Genomic DNA, 14,860 nt, shown 5'->3' on the forward strand with positions numbered 1-14,860 from the left:
CTCAGGATGCCCGCAGCCCCCGACATCGCCGCGGACCGCGGCGCGGCATCCGGATGCTCACGCGAAGGCGACCGACAGCGCCGGCGCCTCGGCGACCACGATCTGCGAGACGCGGACGCCGGCTGCCTCGGCCAGCCCGTCGACGCTGTCCACGGCCAGGCGCCGAGCCGCGTCGATCATGACGTGTGCGCAGGCGAGCGCGTCGGCTGTGGCGTTGTGATGGGGAAAGTCGGCGAAGCCGGCTTCTGCGGCGACGAAGGGAAGGCGGTAGGACTCGAGGCGGTAGACCTTGCGGGCGACCTGCAGGCTGCACGCGTACCGGTACGGCGGGCAGTCGTCGCCCGTCGCCTCGCACGCGCGCTTGAGCACGGCCATGTCGAAGCCGGCGTTGTGGGCGACCAGCACGTCGCTTCCCGCGAAGGCCGCCAGCTCGCGGAGCTGCTCGCTCCACGTGGGTGCGTCCACCACATCGTCGGCGCAGATGCCGTGGATCCGCGTGTTCAGCTCGAAGAAGACGTCGTGACCCGCGGGCGGCCGGATCAGCCATCCCGTCTGATCGACCACGACGCCGTCGCGCACCCGCACCAGGCCCACCGCGCAGGCCGACGCGCTGCTGGAGTTCGCCGTCTCGAAGTCGATCGCGGTGAAGTCCAAGGGCACGGGCTCAGCCTCGCCCGAGGTGTCTGCGGCGCCACGAAGGCGCGCCGGAGACGTGGCGCATCGGTCGGCATAGGCTCGAAGGCATGGCAAGCCGCGAGGAGATGTCCACGTCGTTCGGCACCGCCGCGGGCGCCTATGAGTCCGGTCGACCCGACTACCCCCGCGAGGCGGTCGACTGGATGCTCGCGCCCGTGCGCCGGGACGCTCGCGCCCTGCGCGTGGCGGACGTCGGCGCCGGCACCGGCAAGCTGACGCGCACGATCGTCGAGACCGGCGCCGAGGTCGTCGCCGTCGATCCGGATGCCGGCATGCTCGCCGCGCTGCGCGAGCACGTCCACGGTGTCCCGACTTTCGTCGGAACGGCCGAGCGGCTTCCGCTGCCCGATGCCTCGGTGGACGCCGTGCTGCTGGGTCAGGCATGGCACTGGGTCGATCCCGTCGCCGCCTCCGCCGAGGCGGCGCGCGTCCTCCGCTCCGGTGGCGTCCTGGGACTGGTGTGGAACATCCGCGATGAATCCGTGCCGTGGATCGCACGACTGACGGCGGCCATGCACGGCAGTCATGCGGAGGAGATGATCTCCAGCGACGGCGTCCGCGTCGCCGAGCCGTTCACCGGCATCGAGGAGATGAGCCGGCGCTGGACGCGGACGGTGGACCGCAGCGCCTTCCTCGACATGGTGTCCTCGCGCAGCTTCGTCATCACCGCCTCGGAGGACGATCGCGCGCGCATCCTCGCACAGGCGGGGGAGCTGTTCGACGCGAACCGCCGCCGCGACGACGCCGGCGCCGATGTCGTCGACGTCCCCTACGTGACGCGCGCGCACCGCAGCATCCGTCCCTGACCGTCGCCGCGGCCGGGCCGCCGGTCGGCGGTCGCGGCGGCGCGCCCACGTAGACTGGATGCCCGTGGCTCTCACCATCGGAATCGTCGGTCTCCCGAATGTCGGCAAGTCGACCCTCTTCAACGCGCTGACCAAGAACCAGGTGCTCGCCGCGAACTACCCGTTCGCGACCATCGAGCCGAACGTCGGCGTGGTGAACCTCCCCGACCCGCGCCTGGACAAGCTCGCGGAGATCTTCCACTCCGAGCGCATCCTGCCCGCGGCGGTGTCGTTCGTCGACATCGCGGGCATCGTGCGCGGTGCCAGCGAGGGGGAGGGGCTGGGCAACCAGTTCCTGGCCAACATCCGCGAGGCGGACGCGATCGCGCAGGTGGTGCGCGGCTTCGCCGACGACGACGTCGTGCACGTCGAGGGCGCGGTGAACCCGAAGAGCGACATGGAGACGATCAACGCCGAGCTGCAGCTGGCCGACCTGCAGACGCTCGAGAAGGCGATCGCCCGCTATGAGAAGGAAGTGCGGGGGAAGAAGACCGATCCGGTCGTGCTCGAGACGGCGCTCGCCGCCAAGGACGCCCTCGAGCGCGGCATCCTGCTCTCGGCGGCGGGGATCGACCTGGCGCCCATCCGCGAACTCGGCCTCCTGACGGCCAAGCCCTTCATCTTCGTCTTCAACGTCGACGAGGCGGTGCTGACGGATGCCGCGCGCAAGGCGGAGCTCGAGGCGCTCGTGGCGCCGGCGAAGGCGGTGTTCCTCGACGCCAAGATCGAGTCCGAGCTCATCGACCTCGACCCCGACGACGCTGCGGAGCTGCTCGCGTCGACCGGCCAGGAGGAGTCCGGGCTCGACCAGCTCGCCCGCATCGGGTTCGACACGCTGGGTCTGCAGACATACCTCACGGCGGGACCGAAGGAGGCCCGCGCGTGGACCATCGGCAAGGGGTGGAAGGCGCCTCAGGCGGCCGGCGTCATCCACACCGACTTCGAGAAGGGCTTCATCAAGGCCGAGGTCATCTCGTTCGACGATCTCGTCGAGGCCGGCTCCGTCGTCGAGGCCCGCGCGCGCGGCAAGGCGCGCCTGGAGGGCAAGGACTACGTCATGCAGGACGGCGACGTGGTCGAGTTCCGCTTCAACGTCTGACGCTCGCTGCTCGAGCGAGCAATGCGCGATCCCACACCCCATGGAAGGACCCCCGGTGACCGACATCCGCATCTTCGAGCCCGACGGCCGCGCGATCCCCTACGTCGACGAAGGGCAGGGGCCCGCACTGGTGCTGATCCCCGGTCGCGGCCTGAAGGTCGGCTACCTCGGCACGCTGGCGGGTGCCCTGGCCGAGGAGGACTTCCGGGTCGTGCGGATCGGCGCGCGCCGCCCCGTGCCGGAGGCCGCCGTCACGATGCACGACCTGGCACAGGACGTCATCGACGTGATGGAGCACATCGGCCTGGCCGCCGCGTGGGTCGGGGGCCACTCGTTCGGCGGCGCAGTCGCGCGCACGGTGTCGCTCGACCACCCGGAGCGGGTCAGCGGCGTGCTGCTGCTCGGCGTGGAAGGGCCGGCCGACGCAGCGGACTCCGACTCCTCCGAGATCTCGCCGAACGCGCGGGATGCCGCCGTCGAAGCGATGCAGCGTGCGGCCGAGGCCGCCACCGCGGACGTCGAGTGGCTGACCCTCGCGCCGTCGTTCCCCGTGCTGGTGGTCCAGGGGACGGAGGACACGGTGACGCCGCCGGCCAATGGCGAGCGGCTGCGGGCGTCGGCGCCGCAGCTGGTCAGCGTCGTGTCGGTGGAGGGCGGCGGGCACCTGTTCCCCCTCACCCACGTGGGCGAGACGTCATGGGCGATCGAGGACTACCTCGACTGGGACTGAGCGCGTCGGCGTGACGAACGCGCGATGCGATCCGCCTCGACGACGGTTCATCCCACTGTCGTGATCCGATCGAGTTCCTCTCGCAGCGTCCCAAGCGCGCGAGCTCGTCCGCTGCCCGGGTCCTCCACGAGCAGGTGAAGCGCGAGACCGTCGACGAGGGCATGCAGACGTCGCGCTTCGGCATCCGCGCGGCGCGGATCGAGGTCGGGACCGACCAGGCTCACGACGTGCGCGCAGAGCATCCGCAGCTGCGCGTGCGCGTGATCGCGCACGGTCGTCAGCTCCGGCAGCGCCGGCGCCTCGGCGAACAGCGCGATGTTCACCTCCAGCTCGGCCCTGCTGTCGGGCTCGAGAGGCAGGACGTGGGACAGCAACGCCAGAGCGTCGGTGGTCGCGTCGCCCGTGCGGGGCGTGTCGGCGATGCGCTCGGTCGCCCGTCGCACCATGAGCTCCGCCGAGAACTGCAGCAGTTCCCCGCGGGTGGGGAAGACATGGCGCAGCGACCCGACCGCGACCCCGGCCTCCGCGGCGACGGTGCGGACCGAGACGGCACCGATGCCGCGATGGCGGATCGTGGCCCACACTGCCTCGGCGAGCTGCTGCCTGCGTTCGTCGAGGTCGATGCGTCGTGGCACCCCAGCAACGTAGCACGCCCGTGCTAGCTTGTTGCCAGTACAGGTGTGCTAGCAAGGAGGATCCGTGATCGTCGGCGTCATCGTGGTGTGCGAGATCGGCTTCTGGCTGCTCATCGTCCTCGGGCTGGCCGCGCGATACATCCTTCGGCGGCCGCGCGCCGGGGCGGCCCTGCTGCTTCTGACGCCGGTCGTCGACGTGGTGCTGCTTCTCGCGGTCGCGATCGACCTGAGCGCTGGCGGCACAGCGACCTTCGCGCACGCCCTGGCGGCGATCTACCTCGGGTTCTCGCTGGTCTACGGCCACCGCATGATCCGGTGGGCGGACATGCGGTTCGCCCACCGCTACGCCGGCGGTCCCGCACCCGAGAAGCTGCATGGTCTCGCGTACACGCGCGCCTGCTGGCTCGACGTGCTGCGTACCACGGCCGCCGTGGCCATCGCGGCGGCCGTGCTGTGGCTTCTGACCGTGCTCGCCGCAGACCCGACCGCCACCAGCGCCCTCACCGGAACGTCAGCGGTCCTCGGCGCCATCCTGGCGATCGAACTGCTGTGGGCGGTCAGCTACACCGTCTGGCCGAAGGGTGCGCCGCGGGAGCGCGAACCCCGCGCTCGCGGGCAGCGGCGAAGCGGACTCCTGTCGGATCACACGGGCTGATGGCGTGCCTGCGACCGCTGTCGCCGGCATGAGTCCAGAAGGTGCGATTGGACCGCGCGAGGGCCATCCGTGGTGCGGTCGGCTCTGATCGGCGGACGTGGACGGCGGAAGGCGTACGGGATGAGGGTGCGAGTGCTGCCGGCGCTCGTCGACGGCGAGGGGCCGAAGCCATGACCGATGGGGTCGGGTTCATCGGCCTGGGGCTGATGGGCTCGGCGATCGCGTCCCGCATGCTGCGCGCCCACTCGCTGCTCGTGTGGAACCGCACCGCGGCCGCATGCGCACCCCTCGCCGAAGCAGGAGCCTCCGTCGCCGCGTCGGCGGCCGAGGTGTTCGCCTCATGCCGCACCGTGTTCATCATGGTCACCGACGAGGTCGCCGTCGACGATGTCCTCGGCGCGGACGACGCCGCGCTGCGCGACAGGACGCTGGTGCAGATGAGCACCGTGCCGCCGGGATACTCGGGCCGTCTCGCGCGGCGGGTGGCAGGCGCCGGAGGTCGTTACGTCGAAGCGCCCGTCTCGGGGTCGCGGCAACCCGCGCTCAACGGACAGCTCATCGCCATGCTCGCCGGCGCCGACGCGGTGCTGGACGAGGTCGCCGTGCTGCTGCAGCCGGTCTGCGCGAGGGTGTTCCGGTGCGGGCGGCCGCCTCAGGCGATGCGCATGAAGCTCGCGGTGAACACCTTCCTCATCACGCTGGTCACCGGGCTCGTGGAGTCCTTCCATTTCGCCGAGGAGCACCGTCTGCCCGCCCCGCTGCTGGCCGAGATCCTCGACGCCGGTCCCATGGCGTCCTTCGTCTCTCGGGCGAAGGCGCACGCGCTCGTGACGGCGGACTACTCGCCGCAGGCGGCCATCCCGGACGTGCTGAAGAACGCCGACCTCGTCGTGGCCGCTGCGCGCGAGCAGAGGATCGCGTCCCCGCTGATGACCGACACCGCCGACCTGTTCGCCGAGACGCTCGCTCTGGGCCACGCTGCCGACGACATGGCCGCGGTCATCGCGGCGTACCGCGCGCGCACCGCCCGCCTGCGCGGCGCCGACGGCTAGCCCGGTCGCAGCGCGGGGCCCGTCCACTTCCGGGCACTGGATCGCGTGGCGCGGCGCGAGGACGTGATTGCCTGCGGTGGTGACCGCTGCCCTTCCTGTCCTGGAGTACCTGCGACGGCAACTCGCCGGCGAGCTGGATGCGGATGGATCTGGCAGGCGACGCTCACAGCGACCGCATCGGCGGTGCGAGCCGGCCGCACGATCAGCCACTACCGGTGCGAGATCCGCGACGACGCGGGTCGCGTCGTGGCCACGGCGGACGGCTCGGTCATGACACTGCGCGGTGAGGCGGCACTGGAACGGAAGCGATCGACAGGCCACGATCGAGGGAACGAAGGAGACGGACTGCATGCACGCAACGGTTCGTGAGGCTCTCGGCACCGTGGCCGTCGTCACCGGTGGCAGCCGCGGCATCGGCCGTGCGGTCGTGGAGCGGCTGTCGCGACGCGGTCACGTCGTGGTCTTCACCTACAGCGACGACGACGAGGCCGCACGCGCGGTGCGGCGGGATGTCGGTTCGTCGGTCGTGCCGCTGCGGTGCGATGTCACAGCGCCGGACGCGCCCACCCGGATCCTCGATGCGGCGCAGGCGCACGGCGAGGTGACGATCCTCGTCAACAACGCCGGTGTCACCGGCCCCATCGGACCGCTCGCCACGGTGAGCGACGAAACGATCCGCCGCGTGCTGGAGGTCAATCTGACCGCCACGCTGCGGCTGTGTCGCGAGGCGGTCACCCGCTGGCAGGTGGGCGACATCCGCAGCGACCGCAGCATCGTCAACATCTCGTCGGTCGCCGCTCGCACCGGGGCACCGGGGGAGTACATCTGGTACGCGGCGTCCAAGGCGGGCGTCGAGACGCTCACCGTGGGGCTGGCGAAGGAGATCGCGCCGCTCGGCGCGCGCGTCAACGCGGTGAGCCCGGGAACCACCGACACCGCCATCCATGCCCGCGCCGGCCGCCCGGGTCGCGCAGCCGACGTCGGCATGCGGACCCCGATGGGCCGTGCTGCCGCGCCCGACGAGATCGCAGCCGCCGTGGATTGGCTCACCACCGCGGACGCCTCCTACGTGACCGGCAGCGTGATCAGCGTCAGCGGAGGGATGCCGTGAGACTCGGCGCCACCGCGGACCGGCGTGCCGCCGTCCTGGCGGTCACGGGTTGGCAAGGGTCCAGAGCAGGAAGACGGCGACGGCCTGCAGCACGATGCACGCCGTGACGAGCCAGCGCCGGCGACGGGGTGTCGTGGACAGTCTGCTGTCTGCCAGGAGCGGCGCCAACGGCATGACCAGGCGCGGCAGGCTCTGGGTCGGCAGGAACACCGCCAACAGGTAGAGCGTGTAGCTGAAGGCGAAGCCCACGATCTCCAGACCCAGCATCCGGATCGGGCGGGAGAGCGTCCACCGGAACGCCGCCAGTGCGACGCCGAGGATGACCAGCACGCCGACCGGGCCGAGCCAGACCCAGCCCATCACCACGCCCGGCGCGAACGGCACGGAATGCCCGTCGCCGAGGAACGGCTCCCACCACGCCATCTCGGTGCGCACATACGCCGACGGCGATCCGGTGACCGCATCGGCGACGACGGGCCACATCAGTCCGGCGGCCGCCGTGGACAGACCCGACACGATGAGGCCGACGAGCTCGGGCCTCGAGATCGGGTCGCGTGAGCGCAGCATCAGTCGCCCGACCAGGAGGATGCCGAGTCCCAGTGCCAGCGCGAGGGCCCCCGGCCGCGTGAACGCGGCGACCACGCCCAGCGGTGCGATCAACAGGTACCGGCGACGGACCGCGAGCAGCAGGGCGGCGAACAGAAGGAGGAGGAAAAGGGACTCGGCGTAGCCGACCACGAACACGAAGGACAGCGGCGCCAGGGAGAACAGCACGACGGCCCATCTGGCTGCCTCCGGTGCCGTGACATGACGAAGCAGCGCGTAGAGGACGACGGTGGCGGCGCAGGACGCCCCCATGCTGAGGAGCACGCCTGCGACCTGCCACGGCATGCCGAACGCATCGGAGAGGAGGCGCTCCAGCAGCGGGAAGACCGGCAGGAACGCCCAGTTGTTCATCAGCACGTCGCCGTCGGCCCCGACCGGCAGCGTCACGGGATAGCCCTGCATGGCGATGCTGCCGTAGCGTGCGGCATCCCACCCCGAGAGGAAGTCCAGGAAGGTCCTCGCGCGCTCGCCGTCGGGGCCGAACGTCCAGCCGGACTGCGTCGACACCAGGAATGCGGCGTACAGGAACGACAGATTCAGCGCCCGGCCGGCGGCCCAGACGAGGATGACGGAGCGGGCCCACCCGCGCTCCAGAGGGACGGCGTGCGCCCGTCGGCCGAGCAGCTCGGCGGCCCTCAGGCGCGCGATCCTTCGCCATGGGCTCTGGGCGGCGGGAACGAGCTCACGCTCGCCCGCGCCGCGGCGGACTGCGGATCTCTGGTCAGTCATAGGCGTCAACGTGTCCTGTCATGGCGTCTCCTGACCCGAAGCGGAGACCTCCAGATTCCGCACGCGCCGCGTCGAAGGCAAAGGGGTTGACGCCGCCCGGGCCGGGCGCCATGACGGCCGTGGCGCACGCGCCGATGCCCGAGCCGGGGACGAGCGCGGCGCTCAGCTGAGGTCGGCGGCCACCTCCACCAGGCGGGGGAGAGCCTGGTCGATCATGTCCATCGTGGCGGTCAGTGAGATCCGGAAATGGTGCGGCTGCGAGAACAGCGTGCCGGGCATGACGTAGACACCGCGTTGGGCGAGGGCATCGCAGAATCGGGTCGCGTCGCCGCCCGGGGCTCTGCCCCACAGGTAGAAGGTCCCCTCGGGGCGCGTGACGGCGATGCCGGCATCCGTCAGGGCGGCGTACAGGCGGTCGCGCTTGCGGGTCAGCTCCTCCAGATCGATCGAAAGCGTCTCCAGCTGCGGAACGGCGTACTGCATGACGGCGTCGGGGAAGCCCCACCCGATCGCAAGGCCCAGCGGCATCAGCCCCGCGCGCAGCTCATCCCGCTCGTCGACGGGGATGAGCGGCGAGAGCGCGAGATACCCGAGCCGCTGTCCGGGCGCGAGCAGCACCTTCCCGTAGCTGTAGTCGATGAGCGTCCACGGGTACACGGCGGCGGGACTCGTGAAGGCGATGCCGTCGAATCGGATGCGGCGGTACGGCTCATCCGAGAGCAGCCAGATGCGCCGCCCATGCTCCCGCGAGGCCCGTTCGAGCACGTCGGCGAGCGCCTCCCACGAGGATGCCGGGTAGACCCGGCCGGTCGGATTGGCGGGGGAGTTCACGATGACGATCCGGGTGCGCGGGGTGATCGCTCGCGCGATGGCGTCCACGTCGAGGTCGAACGTCTCCGTGTCCAGTTCCGCCCGGACGGGCACCAGATCCGCAGCATGGAGCATGGGCTCGTAGCAGAACCAGCCGGGGACGGGGACGATCACTTCGTCGCCGGCATCCGTCAGCAGGGCCAGCGCGAGCGAGATCGCACCGAACGCGCCCTGCGTCATGGCGATGTCCTCGGGTTCGAACGGCAGTCCCAGCTCAGCGGCGAGCCCCGCGGCGACGACCCGCTGCGCCTCGGGCTCGCTCGTCTTGTACGCGAACCAGTCCACGGACCGCGGCTCGGCGTGCGTGCGTATCGCCGCCGACAGCCCGGGCAGCGCCGTCTCGTGCGGATTGCCGAAGGTGAAGTCGAGCGCCTCCGGGTCGCTCGCCAGGGCCTGGATGCGGCCGAAGAAGGCGGTGACGATGTCCACCGCGGCCTTGGCCTGCGTTGCCCGCGTCGACATCCCCACAGCCATCACCTCGTCCCCAGCGCCGTACGTGATCCCGTCAGGATCCCAAGCGGCCGGGGTCGCGTCAATGGCCGACGCCGCGCGGCCGTCGCTCGGGATCCGGGAGCTCTACTCGACGAGCTTGCCGGCGACGGAGACCTCGCGCATCAGCGCGGCGATCTCCGCGGGGATCGGCGGGATCTCTTCGCGCACGACACCGGTTCGCGGCGACCACACGAGGTTCACCTGCAGCTCGGGGTCGAGGTCGGGATAGTCGCTCCGATTGTGACAGCCGCGCGTCTCCCGCCGCTCGAGGGCGGCTTCGAGGGTGGCGCGGGCGGCCAGCGCGGCCGACTTGAGGTCGAAGGCGTGCGCGAGGTCGTGGTAGCCCGCGATGTCGGGATGCACGCCGATGTCGGCCATGCGGGCCTCGATCACGTCGAGCTCGGCCAGACCGGTCAGCAGGCCCTGCTCGTCGCGGACGACGCCGGCGTACTCGGTCATGGTGTCGCGGATCGCGCGCTGCAGCGCCCGGACGTTCTCGGTGCCGGATGCCGCCAGCAGGTCGGCGATCTCCGCCCGAGCCGTCTCGACGGCGGCGCGGGACCGCTTCTGCGCCGGAAGCGACGCCGAGTATGCGGCGGCCGCCTGACCGACGATCCGGCCGAAGACCAGCAGCTCGATCAGCGAGTTGCCGCCGAGGCGATTCGCGCCGTGGAGGCCGGAGGACGCCTCACCGATCGCGTAGAGGCCCGGCACGTCGGTGGAGTGGTCCGACGAGCGGACCCACACCCCGCCCATCGAGTAGTGCGCCGTCGGCGCGATCTCGATCGGCTCCTTCGTGATGTCGAGCATCTGCAGCTCGAGCATCGTCTGGTACACCCGCGGCAGGCGGGTCATGATCGTCTCGCGGGGCAGATGCGAGACGTCCAGCCACACACCGCCGCCCGGGGTGCCGCGGCCCTCCTTGATCTCGGTGTAGCAGGCCAGTGCCACGCGATCACGGGTGGACAGCTCGAGGCGCTCGGGGTCGTACTTGTGCATGAAGCGCTCGCCGAGGCCGTTGCGCAGGATGCCGCCCTCGCCACGTGCCGCCTCGGAGATGAGCGTGCCGGCCGCGCTCTCGGGCTCGATGATGCCGCTGGGGTGAAACTGCACCAGTTCCGGGTCGCGCAGTCGGCCGCCCGCCTCGACCGCGAGGCGGAACGAGTCGCCGGTGTTCTCGTCGCGTCGAGACGATGTGCGACGCCAGATGCGGTTGTGGCCGCCCGCGGCGAGGATCACCGCGTCGGCGTGGATGAGGTACCGCGTGCCGTCCTCGAGGTCGAACCCGTACGCGCCGAAGACGGCGCCGTCGTCGTTGACGAGGATGCGGCTGACGTACACCGTGTCGAGCACGGGCACGTGCAGCTGGGCGGCCCGGTTGACGAGGGTGCGCTGGATCTCCAGGCCCGTGTAGTCGCCGGCGAACGCGGTGCGACGGTAGGTGTGCGCGCCGAAGAAGCGCTGCGAGATCCGCCCGTCGGCTTCGCGTGCGAACGGCATCCCATAGCGCTCGAGGTCCTCGATGCCGCGCGCGGCGCCGGAGGTCACGATCTGAACGGTCTCGGGATTGGCGAGCAGGTAGCTCTCCTTGAGTGTGTCCGCGGCGTGCTGCTGCCAGCTGTCGTCGGCGTCCATCGTCCCGAGCGCGGCGTTGATGCCGCCCGCGGCCAGCGAGGTGTGCGCGTCGGACTTGGGCCGCTTCCCCAAAGCGAGGACGTCGACGCCTGCTTCGGCGAGTTCAATGGCGGCGCGGAGGCCGGAACCGCCCGTGCCGATCACGAGGACGGTGGTGGAAAGCTGGCGCTCGGAAGTGTTCACTCTTCAACGGTAAGAACGCGGGTGCGATTACTCCAATGAATCTTCCTGCTCACCGCCATAGCGATACGCTATACGTATGAACCTGGAGCAGCTGCGCGGGTTCGTCGCCGTGGCGCGACTGGGCAACTTTACCCGTGCCGCCGAGCAGCTCCATCTCGCGCAGCCGTCCCTGAGCCGCCAGATCGCGACCCTCGAACAGGACCTCGGAGCCGAGCTGTTCCACCGCGCGCGAGGCGGCAGCACGCTCACGGCTGCCGGCGAGGCGCTGCTTCCGTTAGCGCGTCGGATGCTGGCCGACGCCGCATCGGTGCGCCGCGACCTCGACGAACTGGCGGGACTCCGGCGGGGTCGCGTGCGCCTGGGGGCGACGCCGACGCTGTGCATCAGCCTCGTCGCGGAGGTGCTGAGCACGTTCCATACCGACTACCCCGGGGTCGAGCTGCACATCACGGAGCAGGGCTCCCGCCGGCTGCTCGACGACCTGGCCGGGGGAGAGCTCGACCTCGCCCTCATCACGACCTCGGGCGGGGCATCCGCCGACCGGTTCACGGTGACCCCTCTGCTCGTCGAGGAGCTCGTGGTGATCTCCTCGAGCAGCGCACCGCCGATCACCGAGGGAGGCAGCATCCCGCTGTCGGCGGTCGCCCGCCTGCCGCAGGTGGTCTTCAGCTCCACCTACGATCTGCGAAGGACGACGGATGCGGCATTCCGAGCCGCGGGGCTCAGTCCGGACGTCTCCGTCGAGGGGGCCGAGATGGATGCGGTGCTGCGGTTCGTGGAGCGGGGGATCGGGGTCGCGATCGTCCCGGCTGTCGTCCTCATCGACCGGCCCGGACTTCGAGCCGTGCGCCTGTCGGAGCCGACACTGACACGGACCATCAGCATCGCCCGTGTCAGTGACATCGCTCCGGCGGCCGCGGTGGAGGTGATGCAGCAGACGATCGTGCGCACGGCGACCGACCTGGCGGCCCGCCCCGAGGCGACCATGCGGCGGGCAGACCCTCGCAGCGAGTGATCCTCGCCGCCATCAACGCCGTCAGCCGCCCGCAATGTGCGGACGGCTGACGGGCGCGCGGAGGAGCTGCGCGTTATCGCGTGTGCGGCTGGCGGCGACGCGTCGCGAAGACGTAGATGCCCAGCACGATGATCGACCCGAGGATCGAGCCGATGATGCCCGACGGCTGCAGGAATCCGCCGTTGGGGTCGCTGCCGAAGATCAGGAATCCGAGGAAGCCGCCGACGAACGAGCCGACGATTCCGAGGACGATCGTCATGAGGATTCCCATGCTTTGCTTGCCGGGGATGATGGCCCGGGCGATGAAGCCGGCGATGAGGCCGATGATGATGAGGCCGAGGATGGTCCAGAGCATGATCTCTCCTTCGGGTCGAGTACGCCGGAGGTGATCCGGCGCATCAGTTGAGACGCTGTTTTCGGTGCCCTCAACGATGGCGGACCGCAAGATTCGGCAGCCCGCTCTTCACATCGAGCCGGCACCGCTGTATCATCCGGCCGCCCGGAGAAGCGATGCGCGGGTCACGCCCGTTCGCGGGCGCGGCCGGGCGCCGCGTCGAGCAACGACCGGGCCAGCAGCGTGGATCCCGCCACGGCGGCCGGCATCGCCGCGACCGCGCCGAGGGGCACGAGGAAGCAGAGCTGGGTGGCGACGCCGAATCCGAGGACGCGACCGCGATGCCTCCGCATCAGCCTTCGGCGATCGGCGCGCGGCATCCCTCGGGCGGTGAGCGCGCGAGAGACCAGCTCGTCGGCCAGAAGCCAGCCGGTGAGCAGCGCGGCGATCACGGCGCTGAGGATGCCGCCGACGAGGGGGATGAAGCCGATCAGCACGGTGACGAGGGCGACGGCGACCCCGCGCGCGATCAGGGCGACGGCATCGCCCACGGACCGCCAGAAGCCGTACGGGGCCTCGAGGTCCACATCCCCCTGGTCTGCTTCCACGGCGCGCCAGATCCGCTCGTAGAAGGGCTCGCCGATGAAGAGCGTGACGGCTGTGAACGACACCGCGACCACGACGACGGCCGCCCCGAACACCGCGGTTCCGACCGCGATGCGAAGGACGCCCGCCCAGAAGTCGGGCCAGTCGGCGGCGAACGGTGTGACCGTCTCAGTGATCGTCGGCAGGAACAGCGCGAGCGCGATCAGTCCGGTGAGGAAGACCGCCCCGACGATCAGCGCCGGCACGATGCCCAGTGCCATGAGGCCCGGGCGCCGCCGCCAGTACGCGAATCCCCGCCCCAGCAGACCGACACCCCGGGTGAATTCGCGCACCGCCTCAGACTACGTCGCCGGCCTCGCACCAGCCCCGGCGCGCACGGCATCGTAGCGGGAGGATCGGCGCCGGGCCACGGGGCGGTGCGGAAGCCGTCGGTCCGGCGATACTGACGACGTGCTCACGCGATTGGCCGCCACCGGAGGAGCGGCTCTCCGCTTCGTCTTCGGCGCCATGCTCCTGGTCCGGCGGCCACGGCCCATCCATGCGCACGGGATCGTGCTGACGGGGGAGCTCGCACGGATGGGCACGACGGCGACCTCGGGCATCCGGTGGATCGACGCCGAGCCGGGGGAGGCCGAACCGGTCGTGGCGCGGCTCTCGCGCTCGATCGGCCTTCCGTCCTGGGCGCCGGATGTCATCGGGCTGGCGCTGCGGTTCGAAACGCCCGTCGGGCCCGCGGACCTCGAACTGTCCACCACGGGCATCGGCGTACCCGGTCGCTTCGTGCTGGTGCCGCGCCGCTCACCTGCCGGGGCCACGTTCGGGACGCTGCTTCCGTATCGGGCAAAGAACGGAGCGATCCTCGTGTGCGCGCGCAGTGCGGCCGATCAGCCGCTGCCGGCGGACCTGGACGGCATCGCGGATTCCCTCCGGTCGCATCCGTGGCGGCTGCGCCTGTACTTCGCGTCCCCGACCGGGAGATGGCATCCGTTCGCCGACCTCGCCCTCCGGTGCGGCGCGGACCGGGACGACGCCGAGCTGCGCTTCGACGCGGTGCGTCGCCCGCTTCCCGGAGCGGGATCGTACGCGTGGGTGCGGCGTCTTCGGCAGCCGTCGTACCTTCTCGTCCAGGACGGGAACGGCCGCCCCTCGCCGCCTCGCTCGTCAGCCGGCTGAGTCGTCACCGGGGATGGGGATGAGCGCGACCGGGGTCCCGGACGTGAGCAGCAGGTAGGCCTCCTGCAGGCCACCTTCGCCATGGTTGACCTTCAACCAGTAGCCTCCGTCGGCGACCCCTCGCGTGATCTCCGCCTGCAGCTCGCCCAGGTCGCGTCCGCCGACGCTGTAAGCGCCGTCGCCGTAGAGGATGTCGGTGCGTTTCATGTCAGTCCCTGCCCTCGCGTCCGCGGTGGTCCCGCGTGCACCCACCCTGCCGGTGCGCCGGGGGCGCGGCTCACACGATTGACAGGGAGGCGGATCTGTGCCGTCGCGCCGCCGGCACCGGCTCGGACGCCGCGGGGAGTACACAACGGGCGCCGGGAAATCAATCCCCACCCGATGTCGGCCGTGA

The 14,860-nt window shown here is 71.0% G+C and carries 16 protein-coding genes; 8 read left to right on the forward strand and 8 right to left on the reverse strand.

The window, feature by feature from the left end:
* Window positions 1–57 precede the first annotated feature (57 nt).
* A complete protein-coding gene (locus AC5RVZ_RS04950) occupies window positions 58–660 on the reverse strand; it encodes an exonuclease domain-containing protein (protein WP_494064642.1) in 603 nt (200 codons plus the stop codon).
* A gap of 83 nt (window positions 661–743) precedes the next feature.
* Between AC5RVZ_RS04950 and AC5RVZ_RS04955 the strand changes: the two genes are divergently transcribed.
* The 3 genes from AC5RVZ_RS04955 to AC5RVZ_RS04965 all read left to right on the forward strand — a co-directional run bounded on the left by AC5RVZ_RS04955 (window position 744) and on the right by AC5RVZ_RS04965 (window position 3,370).
* On the forward strand, window positions 744–1,502 hold the full coding sequence (locus AC5RVZ_RS04955) for a class I SAM-dependent methyltransferase (RefSeq protein WP_494064643.1): 759 nt from the start codon (window positions 744–746) through the stop codon (window positions 1,500–1,502).
* Between the two features lie 64 nt (window positions 1,503–1,566).
* Window positions 1,567–2,640, forward strand: coding sequence for a redox-regulated ATPase YchF (ychF, locus tag AC5RVZ_RS04960; RefSeq protein ID WP_494064644.1), 1,074 nt, complete (start codon window positions 1,567–1,569; stop codon window positions 2,638–2,640).
* Between the two features lie 55 nt (window positions 2,641–2,695).
* On the forward strand, window positions 2,696–3,370 hold the full coding sequence (locus AC5RVZ_RS04965) for an alpha/beta fold hydrolase (RefSeq protein ID WP_494064645.1): 675 nt from the start codon (window positions 2,696–2,698) through the stop codon (window positions 3,368–3,370).
* 47 nt (window positions 3,371–3,417) lie between these two features.
* On the opposite strand, the gene AC5RVZ_RS04970 is transcribed toward AC5RVZ_RS04965, so the two are convergent.
* Window positions 3,418–4,005 carry a TetR/AcrR family transcriptional regulator gene (locus AC5RVZ_RS04970; RefSeq protein ID WP_494064646.1) on the reverse strand — a complete coding sequence of 196 codons (588 nt, stop codon included), beginning with the start codon at window positions 4,003–4,005 and terminating at the stop codon, window positions 3,418–3,420.
* A 64-nt stretch (window positions 4,006–4,069) separates the two neighbouring features.
* Between AC5RVZ_RS04970 and AC5RVZ_RS04975 the strand changes: the two genes are divergently transcribed.
* From AC5RVZ_RS04975 to AC5RVZ_RS04985, 3 genes are all read left to right on the forward strand, one after another.
* Window positions 4,070–4,660, forward strand: a complete 591-nt coding sequence (locus AC5RVZ_RS04975; RefSeq protein ID WP_494064647.1) for a hypothetical protein — start codon at window positions 4,070–4,072, stop codon at window positions 4,658–4,660.
* Window positions 4,661–4,830: 170 nt separating this feature from the next.
* Complete coding sequence (locus AC5RVZ_RS04980) at window positions 4,831–5,712, forward strand: NAD(P)-dependent oxidoreductase (RefSeq protein ID WP_494064648.1); 882 nt, start codon at window positions 4,831–4,833, stop codon at window positions 5,710–5,712.
* Between the two features lie 349 nt (window positions 5,713–6,061).
* Entirely contained in the window at window positions 6,062–6,823 is a 762-nt protein-coding gene (locus tag AC5RVZ_RS04985; protein WP_494064649.1) for an SDR family NAD(P)-dependent oxidoreductase, read from the forward strand.
* Window positions 6,824–6,865: 42 nt separating this feature from the next.
* Here the strand turns inward: AC5RVZ_RS04985 and AC5RVZ_RS04990 are convergent, their stop codons facing one another.
* From AC5RVZ_RS04990 to AC5RVZ_RS05000, 3 genes are all read right to left on the reverse strand, one after another.
* The gene (locus AC5RVZ_RS04990; RefSeq protein WP_494064650.1) at window positions 6,866–8,158 is read right to left on the reverse strand and encodes a hypothetical protein; all 1,293 of its coding nucleotides are present in this window, start codon (window positions 8,156–8,158) and stop codon (window positions 6,866–6,868) included.
* A 162-nt stretch (window positions 8,159–8,320) separates the two neighbouring features.
* Window positions 8,321–9,490: an aminotransferase class I/II-fold pyridoxal phosphate-dependent enzyme gene (locus AC5RVZ_RS04995; protein ID WP_494064651.1), complete on the reverse strand. Its 1,170-nt coding sequence runs from the start codon at window positions 9,488–9,490 to the stop codon at window positions 8,321–8,323.
* Window positions 9,491–9,604: 114 nt separating this feature from the next.
* Window positions 9,605–11,338, reverse strand: a complete 1,734-nt coding sequence (locus AC5RVZ_RS05000) for an L-aspartate oxidase (RefSeq protein WP_494064652.1) — start codon at window positions 11,336–11,338, stop codon at window positions 9,605–9,607.
* Between the two features lie 76 nt (window positions 11,339–11,414).
* Between AC5RVZ_RS05000 and AC5RVZ_RS05005 the strand changes: the two genes are divergently transcribed.
* Window positions 11,415–12,353 (forward strand): LysR family transcriptional regulator, encoded by a 939-nt coding sequence (locus AC5RVZ_RS05005; protein ID WP_494064653.1) that lies wholly within the window; start codon window positions 11,415–11,417, stop codon window positions 12,351–12,353.
* Window positions 12,354–12,426: 73 nt separating this feature from the next.
* On the opposite strand, the gene AC5RVZ_RS05010 is transcribed toward AC5RVZ_RS05005, so the two are convergent.
* Together AC5RVZ_RS05010 and AC5RVZ_RS05015 are read right to left on the reverse strand one after the other, a co-directional pair.
* On the reverse strand, window positions 12,427–12,708 hold the full coding sequence (locus AC5RVZ_RS05010) for a GlsB/YeaQ/YmgE family stress response membrane protein (protein WP_494064654.1): 282 nt from the start codon (window positions 12,706–12,708) through the stop codon (window positions 12,427–12,429).
* Window positions 12,709–12,872: 164 nt separating this feature from the next.
* Complete coding sequence (locus tag AC5RVZ_RS05015; RefSeq protein ID WP_494064655.1) at window positions 12,873–13,625, reverse strand: EI24 domain-containing protein; 753 nt, start codon at window positions 13,623–13,625, stop codon at window positions 12,873–12,875.
* A gap of 118 nt (window positions 13,626–13,743) precedes the next feature.
* Here AC5RVZ_RS05015 and AC5RVZ_RS05020 point away from each other — a divergent pair, with 118 nt between their 5' ends.
* Window positions 13,744–14,466 carry a hypothetical protein gene (locus tag AC5RVZ_RS05020; RefSeq protein ID WP_494064656.1) on the forward strand — a complete coding sequence of 241 codons (723 nt, stop codon included), beginning with the start codon at window positions 13,744–13,746 and terminating at the stop codon, window positions 14,464–14,466.
* On the opposite strand, the gene AC5RVZ_RS05025 is transcribed toward AC5RVZ_RS05020, so the two are convergent.
* Window positions 14,455–14,673, reverse strand: coding sequence for a hypothetical protein (locus AC5RVZ_RS05025; RefSeq protein WP_494064657.1), 219 nt, complete (start codon window positions 14,671–14,673; stop codon window positions 14,455–14,457). The two genes, AC5RVZ_RS05020 and AC5RVZ_RS05025, sit on opposite strands and share 12 nt — an antisense overlap.
* Between the last annotated feature and the right edge of the window lie 187 nt (window positions 14,674–14,860).

Source organism: Arthrobacter sp. Cza30 (assembly GCF_059090765.1).